We start from the raw sequence: 22,330 nt of genomic DNA, 5'->3' as shown, positions 1-22,330 counted from the left end.
GATGAAGAACAACCGGGGATTCCGAAGATTCCTGCTTCGGGGCTTGCCAAAAGTGAGCCTCGAGGTCGGGTGGCTTTCGCTTGCCCATAATTTGCTGAAAAAAGCCGCAGTGGACCGAAAATGGCAAATGGCATCACAGGGATAAGACCCTGTAACGCCATTTTTTGTGCAATTGGAGGCCATTCGCAAGTTAGGAGTCACTTACTTCAACCCTTTTGAGACGGCCCCTTCTTGTTTCGCCGACCCGCGCAACGCGCATGCGCCTTACACAGCGCCAGGCCCGGCCTTAAGCTACCGTCCGCGATGCTTCGCTTTGGCTTTCGCCTCGGCCAGCATTCGTTTGCGCGAGCGGAGCGCCTCGCGCTCCTCTTTGGCAAGCGAGTGCTTCTCGCGTTTGCGGTGCGCCAGCTCCAGCTTCCATGCTTCCTGCGCCTGCGAGAACGCCGGATGCTGCTGAAGCTGCTTGACCACCTGACGCTGCAGCCGCTTGGGCGACACGCGCGCCGCGGGCTTCATACCCGTACGGTTGATCCCACTCATGACGCTTCCGATGGCCGGCATCATTCGATCATGAACGAAAGTCAGCACTTCGGCGTCATGCGGCTCCGAGCCGAACGTGTGACGATAGGCGACAATGCGCCCGTCACGCTCATCCTCGATCAGTCCGTACCAAAAACCATTTTCCCAATAGACCGTTAACTTCATGCGGCTTCCCCTCCATCTTCGATGAAGAGCGATGGACATCCCGAGGGGGGGAAGGATACTGACATTGCGGCGATCAATGCGCCTGGACTACCAACCAGACCGTGTTTCTTCGCTCTTTTTCTAGTATATGGAAGCCGTTCGCAACCTGCAACGGACTCACTTGAACGTGGTCACGTACGTCTTGAACGTCATGCGGTTATCCTTCATCTCCGACGTTGCGGTGATTAGCTTGCCGCCGGATGGACTCCATCGCAGCGGATCCGAAGCATACTGCACGTCAACCGAGATCGGCGTCGCCGCGCCCGATACGGCATCCGCCACGAAGACGCCTTGCGTGCCGCCGCCTTCCGAGGTGACGGTGTACGCGATGCGCGCGCCGTCCGGCGACCAGCTTGCCCCGAAGATTTGATTGCCCTTGGCGATCGACTTCTTCACCTTCAGCGCGGTGTCGGTCAACGCCAGCTCCATCTGCAGCGGCTGGCCGTCCTTGCTGATCCGCTTGACGACGGCGAAATGGTTGCCGTCCGGAGACGGAATGAACCAGACCACATCGGCGGCGAGCCGTTCGTTTTTGCCGGTCTGCGTATTATAGGCTTGCAGCGTATAATTTTTGCCCACATAGTAAATGAGGTCGCCCCGCTGCTGCGGATTGGCCGTCGCGAAATCACCCGTCCGGTACAACAATTCCGTCTTGCCCGTCACATCCGCTCTGGCGAGCGAGCCGTCCTCCGTCGCGAACACGATACGCTCGTTGTCGGCCCATTCTCCGTCGGAGATGCCGAGCGGCATCTGTCCCGTCGGCACCGCTTCGCGCGTATCCAGATTCAGAATGAACCCTTTCGCCGTTTCCCCTTCGTACTGCTTGTAGAACACGTGCTTGCGGTCCGGCGAGACGACTGCTCCGCCTTGATCTTGATTCGCCGGCTTCAACGCTTCGTCGGTCCCGGAGGGTAGGTCGCGCACGAACAAATTGTTCGGCTGCCGCGAGCCTCCTTCGCCGGCGATCGGAGCGGCCTGGTCGCTTGGTTCGGCCACGATCAGCTCCTCCTCCCCGATCCAATCCATCCCCCGCACGCCATCTTGCGAATCAATCTTCGTCACGATGACGCCGCTTGGCTTCTCCGCCGGCTCGCTGCCGACGACGGTAATCGTTTTCTCTTCTTTGCGGATGACCTCACGATCCGGCTGTGCATCGCCTGCCGCGCATCCCGTCAGCGTTAGCGCGGACGCAAGAGCGGCAACCGCAGCAGTCATATGGAGTCTCTCGATGGTTGTTCTCATTCTCTTCATAGACTGTATCCCTCCACTCCCTTAGATGTCTCTAGATTAACCCTTCCGGTTATCGGGATCGTCTCCGTCTTGTTTCAACGTTGTAAACGCTGCTCGTGCGCTGCGCTCGCCGATGAAGCAATCGGCAGCGTAATTTCGAAGGTTACGCCCCGCGCGCCGCTTGCCGAAGGCAAAAGCTCGATCGCTCCACCCTGCAGCAGCACGAGCCGCTTCACGAGCGACAGGCCCAACCCTGTGCCGCCGCTGAGCCGCGCCCGATCCTTGCTGACCGTATAGAACGGCTCGAACAATTTCGCCCGCGCTTCATCGGGTATCCCGATGCCCGTATCGCGAACGCGCACGATCGCATTGCCGCCCCGCATGGAGCAGCTGACGTCGACCCGGCCGCCGGGCTCGTTATATTTGACCGCGTTGTCCAGCACGTTCAGGAAAATATGGACCAAACTCTCCCGGTCGGCCATCACGGTTACCTCTTCCGATTCTGTCCGGATCGCGATACCCAGCTGCGTCGCCTTGGCTTGAAGGCGACGGGCTGCCTCTTCAAGCAGCGGTCGCAGCGGCACAGCTTCGGCGCGCTGGCTGAACTCATATTGCTCCAGCTCGGAGAGACGCAGCACCTTCTCGACCATCTCGAGCAGCCGGTCCGCTTCCTTGCGCATGTTGGCCCGCGCCTCTTCGAGCAGCTGAGGATCGTCGCGATACATATCGAGCAAATCCGTGTAGGCGATAATCGACGTTAGCGGCGTCTTGAACTCGTGGCTGACGCTTCCCATGAACTGCTTCTGCCGTTCGAAGCTGCTCTTGATCTCCCGGCTCATGTAGGCTATCCCTTCGCTCAGCTCGCCCAGCTCGTCCCGCCGCTTCACCGGCGATTCGGTTATATATCGCCCTTCGCGGATGTCGCCAGCCGCCAGGTGCAGACTACGAATCGCCCGCACGACACGCCGCACGTACAAGAAGCCGAGCAGGAAACTGAACGCGAGCGCGCCTATGCCGATGTTGCGCATGCCGGCCGCCACCGAATCATAGAAGAGACGGTCGGCTTGCAGCGAGTAATGAATTTGAACGACGCCGACCTGGCCAATCGTCCACATGAGAGGTGCCATATAGATGAGCTGATCTTCCGATACCTCATAAGCGATCTTGCCTTGTAACGCATAATCGAGCGTATCTCGCACGGCATCCGTTCTCGAGAGCGGCAGCGAGTTGCCCACCTCGCGCCCGTTCGCGTCGTACAGCACCACATGAGCGCCGCTGAGCAGACTGCCCAAGTCCGCGGCCAGCTGCGGACCCGAGCGGCGCAGGAACGTCTGGGCATCGACGAGCGGATTGGCCAGATAGGTCTGCTGCACGCGAAGATTGGCCAACTCGCTTCGCTGCTTCAAGAGCGCCTCCACTCGCTCCCGCTGGTTCACTTCGATCTCCCGCAGGACGAGCAAGGTCAGCGTGCCGACGACAAGCAGAAGCAGCGCGGCAAGGGCGAGCGAGAAGCGCCAGGTCAGCCCGAAGCGCAGCCCCTTTCGTCTTTCGCGATGCGTCGCGGTCGCCGCGTAACGAGCGCTCCCCTTCACGTTGGGAGCCCCCGCAGCGCTTTATATCCGACGCCATATACAGTCTGCACCAGCTCCTGATAAGGCTCGCCGAGTTTCTTGCGCAGCCGCTGCACGTGAATGTCCACCGTGCGCGTGCCGCCCGCATAATCGATGCTCCAGACGAGATCGAGCAGTTCGTCGCGGGTATAGACCCGCTCGGGATGCGTCAAGAGCAGCGCCAGCAGGTCGAACTCCTTCGGCGTCAGCTCCACGGGCGCGCCGCCGACCGTGATCGTGCGGCTTGGCACGTGCAGCCGCAGCTCCCCGATCTCCGCGCTCTGCTCCTTCTCCTCGGCCGGCTTGCTCTCCAGGCGCCTAAGCAGCGCCTTCGCGCGGGCGAGCAGTTCCCGCAGATCGAACGGTTTGGTCATGTAGTCGTCCGCGCCAAGCTCCAAGCCCAATACTTTGTCGACGATGTCATTCTTCACGGTCAGTAGAATGATGCCTAGCCCGCTGCGATTCTCCAGCTTGCGGCATACGTCGTAGCCGTTCATCTTCGGCATCATGACGTCCAGCACGATCACGTGCGGGCGGAAGGAAGCCGCTTTGGCGAGCGCCTCCTCGCCGTCGCTTGCCGTCTCTACGACGAAGCCTTCACGCCGGAATGCGTAAGCGATGGCGCTGGCGATGCTCTGCTCATCGTCGACCACCAATATTTTATGCTCCATGATACACATCTCCCTAAGGCGATATTGTAGTGGTTCCCAATTGCCGCCACATTTCTACTTTGTTTCCAAGTTGTAAACAATTCCCGAGCATGAAGCCGGGCATCGACAACAATACGCGGGACAAGGCATATTATACGGAATGCGCTCACCACTTTGAAGTTATCAGAATATTATGTATAATAAAAGTGTAAGCGTTTGCATTTCTGATCGACACCTTCATTGCTAAGGAGGACTCGCTTATGATGACGTTCGAATCGGAATACAGAAGACAGGCTATTCAAGCTCTACGGGATGGGCGCCCCGAGGTCAAGGCGGAGCTTGCCGCGGAAGCGGATCGTTATATACGCGCGTTCGCCGGTCTGTTCAGCCGCCTGCACGCGGTTACCGCTCCTTTCCTGGGGCCTTCCAACCGGCCGACGCGTTAATGACAAAACACCGCCAGGGCTCATGAGCGTTCCATCACGGGAAGCGCTTCAGCCTAAGCGGTGTTTTTTTGATCCATTCGCAGCTTAAAAATCGTCGAAAACAAAATCCAAATGGTCGGCTTTCTTCAAGTTGCATTCCGCGCAGGCGCAAACGCAATTGTCCGGCGTGGACAACCCGCCCTTGGATTTGGGCATGACATGGTCGATCGTATCTCCGAACCTGCCGCAGTACTTGCATACATAATCATCTCGTTGGAGGATGAGCAACCTGAAATCCGTCTTCGTATACAATTTGTGGATGAGCGAAGGATTGATAATGCCAGCCGCCCCTTCCGATACCATCCGAATCGCCATTTCGGTCGGAATCTCCGTCGACCAACGCTTGCCCGTCTCCCGACGCCCGCGCAGTCGGATCAAGCCGGTCCCCCGGTCGTTCAGCAGCCCCACGTCGAATTTGAACGGCCCCTTGATTGCCACGATCCGCTTGTAAGGCGGCTTGATTTGCGGTCGGGCGGGCGCCGCCGCAGCTTGATCGGCGCTTGATCTGCGCTTGCGCCGCCTCCTGCGTTTGCGCTTGCGAGGCGGCGTCCCTTCTTCATGGCCCTCCTCGGCACCTTCTGCCGAAGCATCCTGCCACTGGGCTTCGCCGTCATACGATTCGGCGCCATCCTCATCCGGAAGCAGCCACTGGACTTCCGCCCGTTCCCCGTCGCCACTCGGCAGCGCGCTCGTCTGAACCGGTTTCGCCTTGGATTTGCGCCGACGCCGCCGGCGCTTTCTTTTGCGAGCAGGGGGTTCGCCGGGCGAATCCGGCTGCCCGGCCGCTTCGTTCAAAGCCAGCGCGACATCACTGTCCCCTGCGCTCCGTTCGCTCTCCGACAACAGCGGAATCCAACTGTCTTCCGCATCCTGCGCCCCCTCATCATGATCGTGCGCATCCGATTCTGGCAGCAGCGGAGCGAGCGGCAGCGGTTCAAGCGGCGCGGCGGCGCGCTTCTTCCGTCTCCTCCGCTTGCGCTTGCGCGGCTTCGCCTCCGTCTCATTCCCTGCGTCCGGGTTGACAGACTGATCGCCCATGTCTTCAACCCGCTCGTCGCTCATCGCCGTCCGCTCATCGGACTCTAAGCGTTCGTCAGACTCCGAGCGTTCGTCGCCGGACGATGACGTCGATGCCGCACCTGCCCGAACCGAATGGCTCCGCGCGCCTCCGCCTTCTTCGGGTCCTACCGTCTCATGCAGCGGGGATATCGTCCCGACCGTCCCGACCGTCCCGACCGTCCCGATCTCTCCATCTCGCTCCTGTTCGCCGGCCGGCGTCAGATCCGTTTCATTCTCAACCGCGCCTGCTTCCAGCCGGCCTCGCTTGCGCTGGCAGGAGCGGCACGTCCCGCGCCGGCCGCTTCGCCCGGAACGCTTCGTGAAGGAGGTGATCGGCTTCTCCAAGCCGCACGCTCCGCATCGTTTCACTTCCATTTCCGTTCGCTCCGTTCTTTCGTTCCAATTGAATTCTATCCGATTTTAACCTTGTCTGACCAAGACGAAACGACTGCAACGCCTTCGTCTGCGACGCGCGTTTCGTTCTGGAGAAATACAAGTTCATTTATAATCGCAATCGCAAAATTTACATATTCCTGTATTGGGACAAGAAACATCCGTGCCATAAAGTCACGGGGCCGCCCACCCTTGCAGCTTCCGGAATTGCTCGGGCGTCATCCCTTCCGTCTTGCCGAACGCGGCGATAAAATGGCTCGGGTCCCGATATCCGCAGGCAAGCGCGATCTCCTTCACCGTCCGGCGTTCGCTCCGGCTCATGATCTCCTTCGCCTTGCGGATGCGCAGTCGAATCAAATACGCGTAAGCGGTAATGCCGAACGCCTGCCGGAACAGCGCGTTCAAATATCGCGGGCTGATCTGCAGCCGCTCCGCCATGTCGGTGAGACCGATCTCGGGATCGCCGAAGCGCTCTTCCAGCCATTGCAGCAGCGGATCCAACTTCTCCAAATGATGAAACAGCGACGAGCGCCCGCCCGTCTGGCCGTATTTCTTCAGCGTCGTGATGAAACGGTACAGCTGCGCGGAAGCGTGAAGCCCCGTACGGTCTTCATCGTGCTCCGCCGAATCGATCATGTCGAACAGCTGCGTCGTAATCGGCGCGTCGTCGTTCCAATGAAACCAATCCGTATGCCGGATATCAAGCGCCGCGAGCATCGCCTCGGCCAGCGTGCCGCCGAAGGTCAAATACAGCGTCGTCCAAGTCTTGCCTTTCTTCGCGTACGCGTGCGGCACCCCGGGGAACAGCAGCGCCCCGTTGCCGGGCGTAAGCGTGAAGCTGCGGCCTGACAGCTCGAACTCGCCTTCGCCCGCCATCGTCTGCAGCCAATGGAACACGGGATAGCCGGAGCGGCGCTCGATCGGCTCCTGCTCGGGGTTCATGCCGATGCTCTCGACGTACAGCGGAAGGTCCTGCTCGCCCAGGGCGAACAGAAAACGCCGCAGCTGCCCGTTCACCACGTATTCCGTTCGGCGGACATTCTGTTCCATATTCTCATATACCGCCTGTTCTTATATTATATTTCTCTTGCTAGCATCATAGCATAAAATAAAGTCAACATCCTAGTATCGCCTATGGGAAAGTGCTTACATACATCCATACAACGAAAAAAAGGAGCTGTTCACTTGGATACATCGAAGTTGCCCAAAATGTTATATGGAGGCGATTATAACCCAGAGCAATGGGACGCGTCGATTTGGCCGGAGGATATGCGGCTGATCCGTCTTGCCGGCATGGACATCGCCACGGTCAATGTTTTCTCCTGGGCGCTCTTGCAGCCTGACGAGAATACGTATAATTTCGAGACGCTCGACCGGATCATGGACATGCTGCACGCCAATGGCGTTCAAGCTTGTCTGGCCACCGGCACAGGCGCTCATCCCGCGTGGATGGCACGCCAATACCCGGAAATTCTGCGCGTTGATTTCGAAGGACGCAAGCGCAAATTCGGCGGCCGCCACAACTCCTGCCCGAGCAGCGAGGTATACCGCACGCAATCCGTCCGCCTTGCCGGCAAGCTCGCTGAACGCTACAAGGATCATCCCGCCCTGCTGCTGTGGCACGTCTCGAATGAATACGGCGGCGACTGCTTCTGCGACAATTGCGCCGCGCGCTTCCGGCTGTGGCTGCAGCGCAAATACGGCACGCTGGACAAGCTGAACGAGCAGTGGAACACCCGCTTCTGGGGCCACACGTTCTACGATTGGGAAGAAATCGTGCCGCCCAGCGCCCTCTCCGAGGCTTGGGATGGCGGCGATAGAACGAACTTCCAAGGCATCTCGCTCGACTACGCCCGTTTCAATTCGGACGGCATGCTGGAGTGCTACCAGCTCGAGTACGACGCGCTGAAGGCGCATACGCCGGACGTGCCGGTCACGACGAATCTGATGGGCACGTACAAGCCGCTCGACTATTTCAAATGGGCCCGGCATATGGATATCGTCTCCTGGGACAACTACCCGGCGGCGGACACGCCGGTCAGCTTCACGGCCATGACGCACGACCTGATGCGCGGCCTAAAGGACGGTGCGCCCTTCCTGCTTATGGAGCAGACGCCGAGCCAGCAAAACTGGCAGGCGTACAATACGCTGAAGCGTCCGGGCGTCATGCGGCTGTGGAGCTACCAGGCAGTGGCGCACGGCGCGGATTCGGTCATGTTCTTCCAGCTCCGCCGCTCCGTCGGCGCCTGCGAGAAGTACCACGGCGCGCTGATCGAGCACGTCGGCCACGAGCATACGCGCGTCTTCCGCGAATGCGCCGAGCTTGGCGCGGAGCTCTCGAAGCTCGGCGACGCGTTCCTCGGCGCCCGGTCAGACAGCAAAGTCGCCATCATGTACGACTGGGAGAACCGATGGGCGATCGAATATTCCAGCGGCCCGACCGTCGCGCTCAAGTACGTGGACGAAGTGCACAAGTATTACGACGCGCTGTACCAGCTCGGCATCGGCGTCGACATGATCAGCTTCGAGAGCGACCTGAGCGGCTACGACATCGTCATCGCGCCGGTCATGTACATGGTGAAGCCCGGCATGGCGAAGCGGATTGAAGCGTATACGCAAAGCGGCGGCACGTTCATCACGACGTTCTTCAGCGGCATCGTCAACGAGAACGACATCGTCACGCTCGGCGGATATCCGGGCGAGCTGCGCTCCCTGCTCGGCATCTGGGCGGAAGAGATCGACGCGCTCTATCCGGGCCGCACGAACCGGCTCGTCATGAACGAGGCGTTCGGCTCGCTACAAGGCGAATACGACTGCTCGATTCTGTGCGATCTGATCCACGCCGAGACGGCGGAGGTACTGGCCGCATACGGACAGGACTTCTACCAAGGCATGCCGGTGCTGACGCGCAACCGGTTCGGCTCGGGCGAAGCGTATTACGTCGCGTCCAGCCCCGAAGCGAGCTTCCTGCAAGGCTTCCTCGGCGAGCTGTGCGCGCAGCGCGGCATACAGGCGCTGCCCGGAGCCGGCCAAGGCGTCGAGGTGACGCGCCGCGTGAAGGATGGTCGCTCGTATTTGTTCGTGCTGAATCACAACGCCGAAGCCGTCAGCATCGACTTGAAGCACGGCGGCACCGACCTGCTGAGCGGCCAGTCTCTGACGGGCGTCAGCGAAATTGCCGGACGCGGCGTCCTGATCGTGGAGGAAGCTCGTTAATCCGCACCGTCGGCAAGGTCTGTTGCCTACCAGACGACACGAGCCTTCCTTTAGGTGCAAGAGAAAGATTGCCATTCGCTGGCGCACGCCTCATGCAGGCGCAGGCGCGAAAGTCAAAGAAGCTCCCCGATCGCCGATGCGAAAAGGGAGCTTCTTCTATTGGATGGCGGCTACGTTCGCTCGGTTATAGCTCGGTTACCGTATGTTTGCGTTGGTGTTCAATGGGCCTTCGGGTGAGGTTCCGCGATCGGCGATGGGTGTACGTCGTTGGACACTCTGTGCGTCGAGGTCGGCGTTACAGCGATTGATCTCGGCTTTGGGCGAACTTCGTTCTGCATTCGGCGTTCCGCTTTCAGCGTTCGGAGATTCGCGTTACCTCTTCATCTCCGACTCGTGCCATGAGCTGAGCAGCAGTCCCGACAAATAGTTGACGAGCAGGAACAGACCGATGCCGAGCAGCGAAGCCGACAAGCCCGCCGCGAACAGGAACGCCGTCTGCAGCTGCGAGGCCGCGATGGTGATGGCGTAACCAAGTCCGCCTTTGCCCCCGCCTATGCCGGCGATGTACTCGCCGACGATCGCGCCGACGACCGCCAGCGTGCAGGAAATTTTCAAGCCCGCGACGATGTAAGGCAGCGCGGCGGGGATGCGAAGGCGCCACATCGTTTGCACCGGGCCGGCATTGTACAGGTGAAACAAGTTGAGCATGTTCGCATCCGTCGAATGCAGCCCGATGAGCGTGTTCGAAAGCATCGGGAAGAACCCGATCAGAAACGAGATGATGACGATCGCGTTCGCCCCCGCGCCGAACCAGATGACGATGATCGGCGCGATCGCCACGATCGGAATCGTCTGCAGGATGACCGCGTACGGATAGATGGCTTTTTCGACATAACGATTGCTGGCCAGCAGTATCGCCCCGCCCACGCCGAGCACGATGCTGAGCAGAAAGCCGAGCACCGCTTCGACCATCGTCGTCCATACCGAAGCCATCAGCTTGTCGAAGTTCTCGACCGCGGCGCTCACGATATCGCTCGGCTTCGGAAAAATATAAGCCGGCGTGCCGATCAGCTGCACGATCAGCTCCCAGCCGCCAATAAAGACGATGAACGCGATGACGGGCGGCAGCAATTTGCCGGACAGCGCGCGGCGTTTGCCGCTTTTCTCGGCCTGCCGCGTCTCGAGCGTCCCCGCTCCGCCGATCCGGGCGCCGCCCCCCGGCCCGAAAGCCCCGTCCGCGACGGCTTGTTCCGCGTTGTTCTTCATGTCGCTCCCCCTCGTAAGCTGCGCCCGCCAACCGGCGCGTATTCTGACGTTCTAGTGCTGCATATGTTCCGATACTTCGCGCACCCAAGCGCTGAACGCGGCCGACGTTCGGAACGATTCGTCGCGCGGGAACGGCGCGGTCACGTCCACGACCGCGGATACTTTACCCGGCCGCGGCGTCATGACGACGATCCCGGTCGACAGATAGACCGCCTCGAACGTGTTGTGCGTGACGAACAGCACGGTCATGGACGGATCCTGCTGCCAAATGTTGAGCAGCTCATCCTGCAGCGTCTGCCGGGTAATTTCGTCGAGCGCGCCGAACGGTTCGTCCATAAGCAGCAGCTTCGGCCTGGCGGCGAGCGCCCTGGCGATCGACACGCGCATTTTCATCCCGCCGGACAAATGCCGCGGCAGCGACTTGCGATGCTCCAGCAGCCCGACGAGCGCGAGCGCCCGCTCCGCCTCCTCTACCCGCCGCGCCTTCGGCATGCCGCGCAGCTCGAGCGGCAGCAGCACGTTGTCGAGGACGCTCAGCCACGGCAGCAGCGTGTGGTCCTGGAAGACGAAGGCGATCTCGCTTTGCTTGCGCGCTTCCTTCGGCGTCATGCCCAGAATCTCCAGATTGCCCGACGACCGCTCCTCCAGGCCGGCGATCAGCTTGAAGATCGTCGACTTGCCGCAGCCCGAGGGCCCGACGAAGCTGATGAATTCGCCTTCGTTGATCGACAAATTCACGTCCTGGAGCGCCACCGTGCCGTTGCCGTAAATTTTGCCCAAGCCGCTCATCCGCGCCAATTGGCGTCCCGCGGACGACTGCCGGTCTCGAGTCGCTTGGTTGTTTTCAATCGCGTGCTGGCTGCTCATCGCATGCTCCCCTTTCTTGGGTATCGGCTGCCCGATCGGACAGCCGGGGTTATTGTGTTGGCGTTTAGCTCGGCCCCATCACGAGGCATGCCGCTGTACACGGAATGATTATTACGCCTCAGGCAAATAGTCGGTCGTGAACACCGATTCGACGTCGAGCTCTTTCTTCAACAGGCCGATCTCGACCAGCTGCTTCATAAGCTCCGTCCAACGCGCTTCCGTCATGTAGCCGACGCCATGCTCCGCCGCTTGGTGGCCGAAAATAAACTCGCGCTGCGTCTCCTCGCCGAATTCGAGCTCCTCCTTCTTCATGTTCGGGTTCACCTCGAGGAGCTTCGCCGTAATTTCGTCGACATTGTCTTTATAATAATTCCACCCCTGCACGGTCGCGCCGATGAACGCTTTGGTCTCGTCCGGATGCGCCTGGAGGAACTTCTCGGTCGTGTAAATGACAGCGGCGTACGGCTTGTAGCCGGAATCCGCGACGAGCATCGTTTTCACGTCGACGCCCTGCGCCTTCAGCGCGAACGGTTCGCCGGAGACGAAGCTTTGGCTGGCGGATGTTTCATCGTTGATGAAGTTCGCGTGCTGCCCGGTGTAAGCGAGCTCCTTCGCGTCCGACAATTCGTATTTATGCTTCAGGAATTCCCAATACGGCTGCCCTTGCTGGATGAACACCGAGCGGCCGTGCAGGTCGTCGAAGCCGTCGATCGGCTGATCGCCGTGGTACATGATCGCCTGCGGGCTAATCTGGAACGTCGTCGCCAGCGCCACGAGCGGGATGCCCTCCTGTCGGGCTTGGAGGATCTGGTCGGCATGCGCGATGCCGAAATCGGCTTTGCCCGACGCGACCAGCTGGATCGACGAGACGCCCGGGCCGCCCGGTTCGATCGTGACGTCCAGTCCGGCGTCTTTATAATAATTCTTCGCCTCCGCCGCATACAGCCCCCCGTGCTCGTGCTTGGCGAACCAGTTAAGCACGATTTTGAGCGCGAGCGGCTCTTTCGCTTCCGCATTCGCCGTGGTGGCAGCCGCGTTATCGGACACTCCCGCGTTGGCCGGCTCCGCCGGCCCGCTATTGCCGCCATTACCTCCGCAGCCTGCCACGATGACGAGCATCGCCGCCAGCGCCGTCGCCGCGAACCCCCGCATAGGTAAGCTTTTCTTGCCGTCGCCAAACGTCCACCTGTTTAACATCGAATCCCCTCCGCATGTATGGCTGTTTCTTTGTTGTTCTCACTATAGCGACCCATGCCGGGTAACGTCAATTTATCTAACATGCATTTGGTGCAAATACCTAAAAACAAGGAATGGCATTGGGTGAATTGCACATGCGGATCGAATGAAGAGGGAGATTACTTAACATTACGATGATAATAAGAATCGCCCCCAACAAGATAACCCCTTTCTGATCGCAATGACTGCCTGACGCTCCCTTCTCCCCTTACCTCGGACACACCACAAGCGCAAAAAAGCGCTCCAGCAAGTCGCAACTTGCCGAAACGCGAGTTCCCTCGATATGTCTCATACGTGCGCTACAATAGCTACTGCGGCGCGTCCTCGAACCCGCCGCGAACTTACACCGGCACGCCGTGCCGGTCGTACACGTCCAGCGCCGCTTGCACGGCTTCGCCGGCCGGCAGCTTGAGCCCGTGACGCGCCAGCACAGCTTCGAAGGCGCCCAATGTGTGGAGGACGTTTTTGCGGCTGCAGCTGTATCCCATCGTGCCGATGCGCCAAATTCGGCCCTTCAACGGGCCGAAGGAGCTGGCGATCTCGATGCCGAACCGATGCAGCAGCATGGAGCGGACCGACTCGCCGTCGATACCATCCGGGATGGCGACGCACGTAACGACCGGCAGCTTGCACGACGGGTCGCCGTAGAGCACAAGCTCCATCGCCTTAAGCCCTACAACGAGCGCCTCCTCGTGGAGCCGATGGCGCGCGAACCGCGCCGCAAGTCCTTCCGCCAGCAGAATGCGCAGCCCTTCATGCAGCCCGTAGAGCATCGAGGTCATCTCGGTATGATGATTCAACCGCGCGGGGCTCCAGTAGTCCTGCAGCTGGCTTAAGTCCAGGTAGTTGCTCTGAATGCGGAAGCCGGTCGTCCCGATCTCGTCCGCATCGCCCGAACGAAGACCCCGCTCGACCCGTTTGCGCGCGAGAATCTTCCGCTCGGCCCGCTCGTTGTAGGTGATCGGCGACATGCCCGAAGGCACGGAGAGGCACTTCTGCGTCCCGCCGATGACCGCGTCGAGGAACCACGCGTCGCTCTCGACGGGAACGCCGCCGATCGTCGCCACCGCGTCGACCGCGAGCAGCACGTCCGCCTCCCGGCAGGCGCGCCCGATATCCGCCAGCGGCTGCAGCCGGCCGGTCGACGTCTCGCCGTGCACCATCGCCACCAGCTTCGGCTTCTCGCGATGAATGGCGTCGATGACCTCTTGCGGATCGAACACCTCGCCCCATGGGCGCTCGATGATCGACACTTCGGCGCCGCAGCGCTCCGCGATCTCGACGAGCAAATGGCCGAACCGGCCATAGATCGGCACAAGCACGCGATCTCCCGGTTCGATCAGCCCCGTCAGCACGGCCTCGATGCCGGAACGCGACGTGCCGTCGACCGGATATGCCCACTGATTGCCCGTCTGAAAAAGCTCGCGCAGCATCGCCATCGTGTTGTTCATCAGCGTCGTGAATTCCGGATCGAACTGGCCCAAGATCGGATACGACATCGCCCGAAGGACGCGGGGATCGACCTCCACGGGGCCAGGCGTCATGATCGTGCGCGGAGACGGCGACAATTCTGGATATGCGTTCATGATCACAAGCTCCTTTGTAATGGTCAAATCGGATGCGAATTAACGATAGGCCAGCTCATATAAGGCGGCGGCCAGCACGCGGACGCCATCTTCCAATTGCGCGGGCGCCGTATACTCATCGGGCGAGTGGCTGATTCCCCCCCGACTCGGTACGAACAGCATCGCCGACGGGCAAATGCCAGCCATGAGCTGGGCGTCATGTCCCGCGCCGCTGACCATTCGGCGAGGCTTCAAGCCCGCCGCCACGCTCGCGCGCTCAAGCAGCGCGACGAGCCTCGCATCCATCGGCGCAGGCGCCGTGGCCAGCCAGTTGGCTGCCTCGAAAGCGAGCCCCCGCTTCGCGGCGATCGACGCCAGCCGCGCGAGCGCCTCCTCGCAGAAGCGTGCCAGCTCGTCCTCGCGGTCCAGTCGAATGTCCAGCGTGAACCGGACGCGGCCAGCGACGACATTCGGCGTGTTCGGCTCGGCGTCCAGACGCCCGACGGTCGCGACGAGCGGATCGCCGTACTCAAGCGCCATGGCCTCCAGCGCGGCGATCATCGCGGCCGCGCCAGCCAGGGCGTCCTTGCGCAGCCCCATCGGCGTCGTCCCGGCATGATTGCTTTCGCCCGAGAGCGATATCGCATAGCGCCTCTGGCCGACGATCGTCTCGACGATGCCGATAGGTTCGCCGCTCCGCTCCAGCACGATGCCCTGCTCGATATGGAGCTCCACGTATGCGGCCAAGTTCGTCCGGCGGCAGTCAGGCTGCTCGGAAGCGCCGAAGCCGGCCGCCTCCATCGCTTGGCGCAGAGTTACGCCGTCCGGGTCGGATACCGCATCCGCGAGCGCCCAATCCAGCTTGCCGGCTGCATGCCCGGAGCCCCAGTACGTGACCGGGAAACGGCTGCCCTCTTCCTCGCAGAACGAGACGACCTCGAGCGAGCGCTTCGGCACGCCGAACGTCCGCGATAGATACGCAAGCGCCGCGATGCCGGCCGCGATCCCGTACGCGCCGTCGTATTTGCCGCCGCGCACGACCGTATCGACGTGCGAGCCCGTCAGGATGACGCCGGCTTCTCGCTCCGCTCCTTCCAGCCTGCCGAACAGATTGCCCGCCCGGTCGAAGCGCGCGGACAAGCCCGCCTGCCGCATCTTGCCAGCCAAATAACGCTGCGCTTCTCCCCACGGTTGCGAATACAACAGCCGGGTGACGCCGCCCTCCGGGTCGGCCCCGTAGACGGCCAGCTCCTCCAGCAGTTCCATGAGACCGGCGGAGGCCTCCCTATGTTCCAGTGGCTCCATCGCCGCTCTCCCCTTTATGCGAATCAGATCAAGCGCGAATCGGCCGCACAAGCTCGCCGAATCCGGCCAGCCGCAGCCCATCGCGCCTGTCGTACACCGTCTCCCCGCGCACGAGCGTCGCGTCGACCCGGCACGAGAACGTCCGGCCGATATACGGGCTGTGCTTGTGAAGCTGCAGCAAATCCTCCTCGCGCAGCGTATAGCCCGCCTCCGGGTCGAGAATCGCGATGTCCGCATCGAACCCGACCGCGATCTCGCCTTTGCGCGGATATAAGCCAAGCCGCTTGGCCGGGCCTGCAGCCGTAACTGCCGCGATCCGGGGAAGCGGTATCCCCCGCGCAAGCGCCTCGTCCACCATCAGCTCCAAGCTGCTCTGCGCTCCGGCAATGCCGCCCCACGCGTCCGCGAAGGTTCGGCCTTCCAAGCTTTTCATCGACCAGGGGCTTGGCGAATGATCCGAAGCGACAATGTCGATATGACCTTTGGCCAGATGACTCCAGAGCCGTTCGACCTGCTCCGCGTCCCTCAACGGAGGCGCGCACTTGGCCACCGGACCGAGCCGTTCCATGTCGCCTGCCGTCAGCGTCAGATAGTGCGGACATGTCTCAACGGTCACATCGAGGCCGCGCCACTTCACCTGTTCGATCAATTCGACCGCGTCCGCGCTGCTGATATGCACGAAATGCAAGCTGCACCCGGTATCCTCGGCCATCGCGATCGCCTGCGACACTGCCGCGAGCTCCGCCGCGACCGGGCGGGCTTCGATGAACGCCCGCGCGTCCAGCCGCCCTTCCGCTGCCGCCCGCGCGTGCAGCGCGCTCGTCATCGCTTCGCTCTCCGCGTGAAGAGCGACGAGGCCGCCGAAAGCCGCGATCCGCTTCATCCCTTCATATAATGTCGCGTCGTCCGCCTCGCGGAAGCGCCCTTCGCCTTCGCCGCCCGGATTGGACATGAATGCCTTGAAGCCGATGACCCCTTCCGCATGCAGCTGCGCCAGCTGCTCCGCATTGCCGGGCACGAGGCCGCCCCATATCGCGTAATCGACCGACGAGCTGCCGGCCGCAAGCGACTGCTTGAGCCGCAGCGCCTCGACCGTCACCGTCGGAGGGTTGCCGTTGAGCGGCATATCCGCATAGGCGGTAATCCCCCCGGCGGCGAGCGCCGCGGAACCGCTCCGGAAGCCTTCCCAATGGCCGAAATTCGGTTCGTTGAAATGAACGTGCATATCGATCATGCCCGGCAAGGCGAGCTTGCCCCGCGCGTCGATGACGCGGTCCGCGGCAAGCGCCGACAATCCCGCTTCGAGCGCGGCGATCCGCCCGTCCCGAATGCCGATATCCAGCCTGCGCACGTCCGACGAGGTGACGACCTCCGCCCCGCGGATGATCAGATCAAAGCGCTCTCCCATGCGAACCCCTCCTCTTCAGCTTCCGCGATAGGTACTATAGCCGCCCGGCGCGACGAGCAGCGGCACATGATAGTGCGCCCCCGTGTCGCCTACGCGGAACCGGACCGGCACCGCATCAAGGAACAGCTCATTCTCGGCCACCCCACGCCGCGAAGTGAAATACTCGCCCGCCGCGAAGACCAGCTCATACAACCCCGCTTGCAGCTCTTCGCCCTGCAGCAGCGGCCCATCGGCACGCCCGTCGGCGTTCGTACGAATTTCCTTGATACGCACCGCAGCTTCCGAACCAACCGGACCGCTCGCACCGCCAAGCCGCCACAGCTCGATCCGAAAACCGACGGCCGGGCCGCCCACCGACATATCCAGCACATGCGTCGTCAACCGTCCGCTCATCCCGCGTCGCCTCCCCCGCGATTTCACCCTGCCCGTTACTCCGTCTCCCCGAACGCGATCAAGTCCTCCAGCCGCAGCCGCGTGATCCGGCCGATCTGCCGCATCGCCTCCTCGCGCTCCTGCTCCGCCGTATTGTCGATCCGCGCCGCCATGGACGCTTCGATATCCGCTTTCGTTCTGCCCCGCACCGCGAAAATGAACGGGAAGCCGAACTTCTCCATATACCGGCGGTTCATCGTCGTGAAGCGCTCGTACTCTTCGGGCGAGAGCCGGTCGAGCCCCACGCCTTGCTGCTCCTTGACCGAATATTCGCCCATCGCCATGCGCGTCGCCAAATCCGGATGCTTCCGTATAAAATGCAGCTCCGCGTCGCTCGGCGCCTGCCGCACGATCCGCAGCATCGCCTCGTGCAGATCCGCGCCTGAACGGTAAGGACGCCCCTGCTCCGCCTGCTCCGTCACCCACGGCGAATGCTCGAATATGGCGGCAAATGTCTCGATGAACGTTTCCGCGCTTAGTCCGTTTACTTGTTCGATGGTTAGTTTCATGTCCAATACCCCTCATGCGCGGCGACCGCCTCCGCTTCGATTTCCGGGAAAGGCCCGATCACGACGACCGGCTTGCGCCCGCGCGCGAACACTTCGCGGCACGGCAGATCAAGCGTCGGATTTTGCTCGTCGTCCCCGGTCAACTCCGCCAGCCTTTTCTCCGAAATCGCGTATACGACGCGCCCGACGTTGCCCCAGTAGATGGAGCCCGCGCACATCGCGCACGGCTCGGCGGACGTATACAGCGTGCAGTCCCACAATTGTTGTTTCGAATATCGTTTGGAGGCCGCTTCCATGAGCGTCGTCTCCGCGTGTCCCGTACAGTTCGACTCCGTAATCTCGATATTGCCCTGCTCGAGCAAAATGCGGCCGTCCGGCCCCGCAAGCAGCGCGCCGAATGGCGTGTTGCCCCCTTCTCTGGCCGCCTTCGACAGCTCCACGCATCTGCGCAGCAGCCGGATATGCAAGTCACGCTCGCGTTCCTCCACTTTCCTTGCGCCCCCTTCAACCGCAAGCCGCCATTCATTGTGCTGCGGCAGCCGATTCGTTATCCACACTATAGGCGCGTATTCTCCATGGGTCAATTAAGCTCACATGTTGTTTGGAAATGATGATGAAAGGCGCAAACATTAATTGTGCATCGTGCCATGGCGAGCGAAAGTGAGGGATCGGACTGCCACGCCGCATGCACGACGCCAGGAATCCGGCCGCTTCCATTCTTCGAACGCCTCCCCGTTGACGAAACGAAGCATCCCGTCCCTTACGGCTGCCGTTCCAACCTTTTGCGGAAGACGAAAGCAAGCTTCAGCCTCATCAAATCGTTCATTTTCTTGAAATCGACCTGCAGCAGCTCGCTCAGCTTCTCGATCCGGTACGTCGCCGTATTGCGGTGGATGAACAAGCGCTTCGCCGTCTCGCCGAGCTGGCCGTCGCATTCCAGATACGTCTCGAGCGTGCGCAGCATCTCCTGCGCGTAGTCCGGCTCCTTCTCGAGCAGCGGGCCGAGCCAGCGGTCGCAGAACGTCTTCATCCGCTTCTCCGACACCTGCTCGAAGACGAGCGCCAAATCCAGCGATTCATAGGCGATGATGGCACCGCCCAGCTCCCAATCGACCGCCAGCTTGCGGGCACGGCAGCATTCGTCGAATGCTTCGAACAGCTGATCCCCTTGACGCTTGCGGCTGCTCACGATCGATTGCGGCTCTCGCCCGCCCCGCTGCCAGCTGGCGAAGCACGCCGTGAACGCGGACTCAATCCGCGCCTCTGCGCCGCCGTCCTCATCCGGCAGGATCGACAGCAGTCCGTCTTCGAGCGCCACATGAACGCCCTGCAGCTCCTGGATGCGCGCATGGCTGAGGAACGCGGACTTCAAGCCTTCGATCAACTCCGCCCGCTGCTTGGCGACCGGCGCAGCCGGCAGATCGGTCAGTACCGCCCTGTAGGGCTGGCGCAGAAGGTCGATCTCCCATCGTTCGGCGTACGCGTGCAGCGTAGCAAGCGGCAGGCCGTGTTTCAAGTAGCGTTTGATGAGCTGGGCGAAATCCTTTTGCACCGATATCGCGAAATAATCCTCCAGCCGCAGATTCGTATAGTGCGCGATCAGCTCCGCCGCCTGCGAATAAAGACCTTCCTCCATCGTGGAGAGGAACGGCTGCGGGCTGAAAAACAACACGAATCCGGTACACATCTGCTGCTTCATTAGCGGAATGCGATACGCCTGCCACTCCGGCGTCTTGATCCACTGCGCATGAATCGGCCACGGGCGCTTGGCGAGCAGCAGGTCATCCGGGACGCCGGATGAATTGTGCATCATCTGGCCGCGCGAGCCGACGACGGCGATCGGATCGCCGATCACTTCGGCCACCGAGTCGAACAGACTTTCGATCGGCTCGGCCTGCAGCGCGTAGCGCATAAGCCGCACATGCTTGCCCATTACGTCCTGCATCGCGCCCGTACTGCGTTTCATCTCGTCGCGGAATAGCCCGTTCATTTGGTCGGAGAAGGTGAACTGGTACGGCAGTTGGATGAGCGGAAAACCCAGCTCGTTCGCCTTGCGGATGAGATTGGCCGGAATTTCGGTCCAGAACCGTCCCAGCTTGATGCCAAGCCCGGCAGACCCGCATTGGTTCAGCTTATACAGCAGCCGCTCGGCATCCTCCGGCTCGTCTTTGATCAGGTAAGCCGTCGTGAACAGCATCTCGCCTTCCTTGATCCAATCCGTAATATCGGGGGCATCCATGACATTGACCGACTTCACGATTCTCCGCTTGCCCGCCTCGCCCGCAATCAATTTCGCCTCCGACAACGGATAGACTTTCAGCGCTTGTTCCACCGTCATATACATTCCACGCACCTCCGCAGATGACTCGCTTTCCATCATGTTATATAACCTTACATTATGCGAAGAGGTGTGGAAGTTCAAGACCAAATGTTAACAACGCTCGCAGGAGCCCCGCATTATTTTGGAAAAGGTCAAGGCGAAACGGCTATCGCCGCCTTTTTCGGCGGTGCACGTTACGTTCCGGAGAAATACAAGATGGCTGAATAAACGTCAAACTTATACATTCTTGTATTTTCACAAAATCTCAAATTGAGCCTCTGGTTTCACAGTCAAGCCATTCGCCGTGCGCTATAATAGATCTACCTTCATTTGGAAACGGGAGTGCTGCGCTTGCCGAAAACGAAAATCTTCCTAAGCTCGGTCAATGAAGACGGCCTCCGGCCGCTTCGCCAGCATACGTTCCGCGAGCTGCAGGGGCTCGGGCACGAACCGCTCATGTGGGAGGAGAACCTCGGGCCCTGGCCGATGCACGTCAATCCGGTCGTCAAGTGCTTGGAGGCCGTCGAGCAATCGGATATTTATTTATTATTTATTGCGGCCAAAGCCGGAACATACTATCCCGACGCCAAACGCACGGTGACGCATCTGGAGTTCATCAAAGCGTGCGACAAAGGGAAAACGGTGCTCGTTTTCGCGGACATCGAAGTGAAAGCGCTCTTTTTTGGCAAAGCCAAGCCTCGCATCGACGCCTACCGCGAGCATATGAAGCTGGAAGCGCGGCGTTACCCGGAGCCGGAGGAGCTGCTGGCGATGCTCGCCGGTCACGACGATTTGCCCAAGCATATCGACCCGTATGTATGGTTCTTCCTGCACGACATGATGTCGCGAGGCGTGTTCGTGGATGATTTGAGGCATGGCGTGCCGATCGACTGGCGCACGTATTTGAGCGATTTGCTGCGGCGGGGGACTTTATTGCTTCCGATGGAGAGCTCCTTCCTGGCCAACCAGCGGCGGGTCGAGCTGCTCGACGAGGCGTTCCAGACCGTATCGGACATTGTGCCGCTGCTGTCGATGCCGCCGCTGGCCGATTGGACCGTCTTCCTGCGCGGCATCGTGAAGCGGATGGACGGCGGACGGATCGAGCACCGATACGGCGGCTTCATGACCGAGACGGCCGGCACGTACGAGGCGTGCGTCGCCGCCACGCTCTACCGGTACGACGACGACCAGAACCGACTGCTGTACGCAGGCGGCTCCGGCTCCGAAGCTGGACCGGCCTTTTATTCGCTGAGCCGGAAGGATTCCTACGTCGTGCTGACGTACAATATGGGCGACGGCGCGCAAGCGGTCTACTTCACCGACGCCAAGCGAATGTTCTACTGCTGCATCCGCAGCGGACGTTACGTGCTCACCCTCCATATTCCGTCCGGCCCGACCTGGAGCGCGGAGCGCTTCATGCTCTACCAAGAGAGTGTAATCGATGGTATAATCAATAAAAATCCGTACATGATCGAATTTATCAAAATGGTCTTAGGAGGCTTGCAGTCATGAGCGTATTCGTCCTGAAGGAAGGCAAAGTATCGCTTGCCGTCGGCGCGCAGCCCAAAGACGCGCTGTTATTCGCTCCCTCCAAGCAGGCCGCGCAGGCGATCCAAGAAGACCGCGCCCGCTGGAAGCGCGACAGCGAGCTGATGCGCGAACGTTTCGCGCTGGCGGCGCGGCGGTAACCGATCGATGAACAAAGGGCTTCGCCCCTTCATCTCCCCATTCTCCCTCCCCCTTCCCCCTCCGCCAAGGGGAACCAGAGGACTTTGCCCTCTGGACTCCCTTTTCGTCCTTTTACGTTCATTCGCGGGTGGCGGGTTGCTTCGAGCTGGCACGCTCTTGTCCTTACGGACAAAGCTTCATCCGTATAGGCTGCTCCCGTAGAAGTTATTATCCTAAACATGGACGTTTGCATCATTTCCTAAACGAATTACAAAAACGGCTTCCTATCCCGTCGTTCGGGAAGCGAAGCCGTTTTTTATCGAGCACCGCTTCATGACGAACTGGGCTGCGCCATGGTCGCTGCCCG

At 60.9% G+C, this 22,330-nt stretch carries 20 protein-coding genes; 4 read left to right on the top strand and 16 right to left on the bottom strand.

The genetic code is table 11. The annotated features are described in order from the left end of the window. Window positions 1-291: 291 nt before the first annotated feature. From ACFFSY_RS34470 to ACFFSY_RS34455, 4 genes are all read right to left on the bottom strand, one after another. Window positions 292-705 carry a YjdF family protein gene (locus ACFFSY_RS34470; RefSeq protein WP_377503043.1) on the bottom strand — a complete coding sequence of 138 codons (414 nt, stop codon included), beginning with the start codon at window positions 703-705 and terminating at the stop codon, window positions 292-294. A gap of 156 nt (window positions 706-861) precedes the next feature. Beyond that, window positions 862-1,995, bottom strand: coding sequence for a beta-propeller domain-containing protein (locus ACFFSY_RS34465; protein WP_377503041.1), 1,134 nt, complete (start codon window positions 1,993-1,995; stop codon window positions 862-864). Between the two features lie 74 nt (window positions 1,996-2,069). Beyond that, window positions 2,070-3,566, bottom strand: a complete 1,497-nt coding sequence (locus ACFFSY_RS34460) for a sensor histidine kinase (RefSeq protein WP_377503040.1) — start codon at window positions 3,564-3,566, stop codon at window positions 2,070-2,072. After that, window positions 3,563-4,255, bottom strand: a complete 693-nt coding sequence (locus tag ACFFSY_RS34455; RefSeq protein WP_377503038.1) for a response regulator transcription factor — start codon at window positions 4,253-4,255, stop codon at window positions 3,563-3,565. Before ACFFSY_RS34455 ends, ACFFSY_RS34460 begins: the two co-directional genes overlap by 4 nt. 239 nt (window positions 4,256-4,494) lie before the next feature. Here ACFFSY_RS34455 and ACFFSY_RS34450 point away from each other — a divergent pair, with 239 nt between their 5' ends. Continuing rightward, window positions 4,495-4,680, top strand: a complete 186-nt coding sequence (locus ACFFSY_RS34450) for a hypothetical protein (protein ID WP_377503036.1) — start codon at window positions 4,495-4,497, stop codon at window positions 4,678-4,680. An 84-nt stretch (window positions 4,681-4,764) separates the two neighbouring features. Here the strand turns inward: ACFFSY_RS34450 and ACFFSY_RS34445 are convergent, their stop codons facing one another. Both ACFFSY_RS34445 and ACFFSY_RS34440 read right to left on the bottom strand, forming a co-directional pair. Further along, entirely contained in the window at window positions 4,765-6,153 is a 1,389-nt protein-coding gene (locus tag ACFFSY_RS34445) for an HNH endonuclease (protein ID WP_377503034.1), read from the bottom strand. Window positions 6,154-6,345: 192 nt separating this feature from the next. Continuing rightward, window positions 6,346-7,221 (bottom strand): helix-turn-helix transcriptional regulator, encoded by an 876-nt coding sequence (locus tag ACFFSY_RS34440; RefSeq protein ID WP_377503032.1) that lies wholly within the window; start codon window positions 7,219-7,221, stop codon window positions 6,346-6,348. 135 nt (window positions 7,222-7,356) lie between these two features. Between ACFFSY_RS34440 and ACFFSY_RS34435 the strand changes: the two genes are divergently transcribed. Next, on the top strand, window positions 7,357-9,387 hold the full coding sequence (locus tag ACFFSY_RS34435; RefSeq protein WP_377503030.1) for a beta-galactosidase: 2,031 nt from the start codon (window positions 7,357-7,359) through the stop codon (window positions 9,385-9,387). Window positions 9,388-9,759: 372 nt separating this feature from the next. Here the strand turns inward: ACFFSY_RS34435 and ACFFSY_RS34430 are convergent, their stop codons facing one another. The 10 genes from ACFFSY_RS34430 to ACFFSY_RS34385 all read right to left on the bottom strand — a co-directional run bounded on the left by ACFFSY_RS34430 (window position 9,760) and on the right by ACFFSY_RS34385 (window position 20,319). Next, on the bottom strand, window positions 9,760-10,653 hold the full coding sequence (locus ACFFSY_RS34430) for an ABC transporter permease (RefSeq protein WP_377503028.1): 894 nt from the start codon (window positions 10,651-10,653) through the stop codon (window positions 9,760-9,762). A gap of 51 nt (window positions 10,654-10,704) precedes the next feature. Continuing rightward, entirely contained in the window at window positions 10,705-11,442 is a 738-nt protein-coding gene (locus ACFFSY_RS34425; RefSeq protein ID WP_377503051.1) for an ABC transporter ATP-binding protein, read from the bottom strand. Between the two features lie 189 nt (window positions 11,443-11,631). Continuing rightward, on the bottom strand, window positions 11,632-12,717 hold the full coding sequence (locus ACFFSY_RS34420; protein ID WP_377503026.1) for an ABC transporter substrate-binding protein: 1,086 nt from the start codon (window positions 12,715-12,717) through the stop codon (window positions 11,632-11,634). 380 nt (window positions 12,718-13,097) lie between these two features. Beyond that, on the bottom strand, window positions 13,098-14,342 hold the full coding sequence (locus ACFFSY_RS34415) for a (S)-ureidoglycine--glyoxylate transaminase (RefSeq protein ID WP_377503024.1): 1,245 nt from the start codon (window positions 14,340-14,342) through the stop codon (window positions 13,098-13,100). Between the two features lie 39 nt (window positions 14,343-14,381). Next, the gene (locus ACFFSY_RS34410; RefSeq protein WP_377503022.1) at window positions 14,382-15,626 is read right to left on the bottom strand and encodes a M20 family metallo-hydrolase; all 1,245 of its coding nucleotides are present in this window, start codon (window positions 15,624-15,626) and stop codon (window positions 14,382-14,384) included. Between the two features lie 28 nt (window positions 15,627-15,654). Next, window positions 15,655-17,034, bottom strand: a complete 1,380-nt coding sequence (gene allB / locus ACFFSY_RS34405) for an allantoinase AllB (RefSeq protein WP_377503020.1) — start codon at window positions 17,032-17,034, stop codon at window positions 15,655-15,657. A 15-nt stretch (window positions 17,035-17,049) separates the two neighbouring features. Then, a complete protein-coding gene (gene uraH / locus ACFFSY_RS34400) occupies window positions 17,050-17,427 on the bottom strand; it encodes a hydroxyisourate hydrolase (RefSeq protein WP_377503018.1) in 378 nt (125 codons plus the stop codon). Window positions 17,428-17,462: 35 nt separating this feature from the next. Next, the gene (gene uraD, locus ACFFSY_RS34395) at window positions 17,463-17,975 is read right to left on the bottom strand and encodes a 2-oxo-4-hydroxy-4-carboxy-5-ureidoimidazoline decarboxylase (RefSeq protein ID WP_377503016.1); all 513 of its coding nucleotides are present in this window, start codon (window positions 17,973-17,975) and stop codon (window positions 17,463-17,465) included. Next, window positions 17,972-18,532, bottom strand: a complete 561-nt coding sequence (locus tag ACFFSY_RS34390; protein WP_377503015.1) for a nucleoside deaminase — start codon at window positions 18,530-18,532, stop codon at window positions 17,972-17,974. The genes uraD and ACFFSY_RS34390 overlap by 4 nt, the downstream gene beginning before the upstream one ends. A gap of 203 nt (window positions 18,533-18,735) precedes the next feature. Beyond that, window positions 18,736-20,319 (bottom strand): PucR family transcriptional regulator, encoded by a 1,584-nt coding sequence (locus ACFFSY_RS34385; RefSeq protein WP_377503013.1) that lies wholly within the window; start codon window positions 20,317-20,319, stop codon window positions 18,736-18,738. A gap of 327 nt (window positions 20,320-20,646) precedes the next feature. Here ACFFSY_RS34385 and ACFFSY_RS34380 point away from each other — a divergent pair, with 327 nt between their 5' ends. Together ACFFSY_RS34380 and ACFFSY_RS34375 are read left to right on the top strand one after the other, a co-directional pair. Continuing rightward, window positions 20,647-21,807, top strand: coding sequence for a DUF4062 domain-containing protein (locus ACFFSY_RS34380; RefSeq protein ID WP_377503011.1), 1,161 nt, complete (start codon window positions 20,647-20,649; stop codon window positions 21,805-21,807). Continuing rightward, the gene (locus ACFFSY_RS34375; protein WP_377503009.1) at window positions 21,804-21,983 is read left to right on the top strand and encodes a hypothetical protein; all 180 of its coding nucleotides are present in this window, start codon (window positions 21,804-21,806) and stop codon (window positions 21,981-21,983) included. The genes ACFFSY_RS34380 and ACFFSY_RS34375 overlap by 4 nt, the downstream gene beginning before the upstream one ends. The last annotated feature ends 347 nt before the right edge of the window (window positions 21,984-22,330 follow it).

Origin of the sequence: Paenibacillus aurantiacus (assembly GCF_042431225.1) — a bacterium.
GTDB classification, from domain to species: Bacteria; Bacillota; Bacilli; order Paenibacillales; family Paenibacillaceae; genus Paenibacillus_Z; species Paenibacillus_Z aurantiacus.
The sequence above is the reverse complement of the archived record's forward strand: the minus strand, read 5'-3'. Positions and strand labels throughout refer to the sequence as shown.

What these genes read in the sequence shown, in the direction of transcription:
- ACFFSY_RS34470 (WP_377503043.1), bottom strand. Translation starts at nt 705, where the DNA reads ATGAAGTTAACGGTCTATTGGGAAAATGGTTTTTGGTACGGACTGATC.
- ACFFSY_RS34465 (WP_377503041.1), bottom strand. Translation starts at nt 1,995, where the DNA reads ATGAAGAGAATGAGAACAACCATCGAGAGACTCCATATGACTGCTGCG.
- ACFFSY_RS34455 (WP_377503038.1), bottom strand. Translation starts at nt 4,255, where the DNA reads ATGGAGCATAAAATATTGGTGGTCGACGATGAGCAGAGCATCGCCAGC.
- ACFFSY_RS34450 (WP_377503036.1), top strand. Translation starts at nt 4,495, where the DNA reads ATGATGACGTTCGAATCGGAATACAGAAGACAGGCTATTCAAGCTCTA.
- ACFFSY_RS34445 (WP_377503034.1), bottom strand. Translation starts at nt 6,153, where the DNA reads ATGGAAGTGAAACGATGCGGAGCGTGCGGCTTGGAGAAGCCGATCACC.
- ACFFSY_RS34440 (WP_377503032.1), bottom strand. Translation starts at nt 7,221, where the DNA reads ATGGAACAGAATGTCCGCCGAACGGAATACGTGGTGAACGGGCAGCTG.
- ACFFSY_RS34430 (WP_377503028.1), bottom strand. Translation starts at nt 10,653, where the DNA reads ATGAAGAACAACGCGGAACAAGCCGTCGCGGACGGGGCTTTCGGGCCG.
- ACFFSY_RS34425 (WP_377503051.1), bottom strand. Translation starts at nt 11,442, where the DNA reads ATGAGCGGCTTGGGCAAAATTTACGGCAACGGCACGGTGGCGCTCCAG.
- ACFFSY_RS34420 (WP_377503026.1), bottom strand. Translation starts at nt 12,717, where the DNA reads ATGTTAAACAGGTGGACGTTTGGCGACGGCAAGAAAAGCTTACCTATG.
- ACFFSY_RS34415 (WP_377503024.1), bottom strand. Translation starts at nt 14,342, where the DNA reads ATGAACGCATATCCAGAATTGTCGCCGTCTCCGCGCACGATCATGACG.
- ACFFSY_RS34410 (WP_377503022.1), bottom strand. Translation starts at nt 15,626, where the DNA reads ATGGAGCCACTGGAACATAGGGAGGCCTCCGCCGGTCTCATGGAACTG.
- allB (WP_377503020.1), bottom strand. Translation starts at nt 17,034, where the DNA reads ATGGGAGAGCGCTTTGATCTGATCATCCGCGGGGCGGAGGTCGTCACC.
- uraH (WP_377503018.1), bottom strand. Translation starts at nt 17,427, where the DNA reads ATGAGCGGACGGTTGACGACGCATGTGCTGGATATGTCGGTGGGCGGC.
- uraD (WP_377503016.1), bottom strand. Translation starts at nt 17,975, where the DNA reads ATGAAACTAACCATCGAACAAGTAAACGGACTAAGCGCGGAAACGTTC.
- ACFFSY_RS34385 (WP_377503013.1), bottom strand. Translation starts at nt 20,319, where the DNA reads ATGTATATGACGGTGGAACAAGCGCTGAAAGTCTATCCGTTGTCGGAG.
- ACFFSY_RS34375 (WP_377503009.1), top strand. Translation starts at nt 21,804, where the DNA reads ATGAGCGTATTCGTCCTGAAGGAAGGCAAAGTATCGCTTGCCGTCGGC.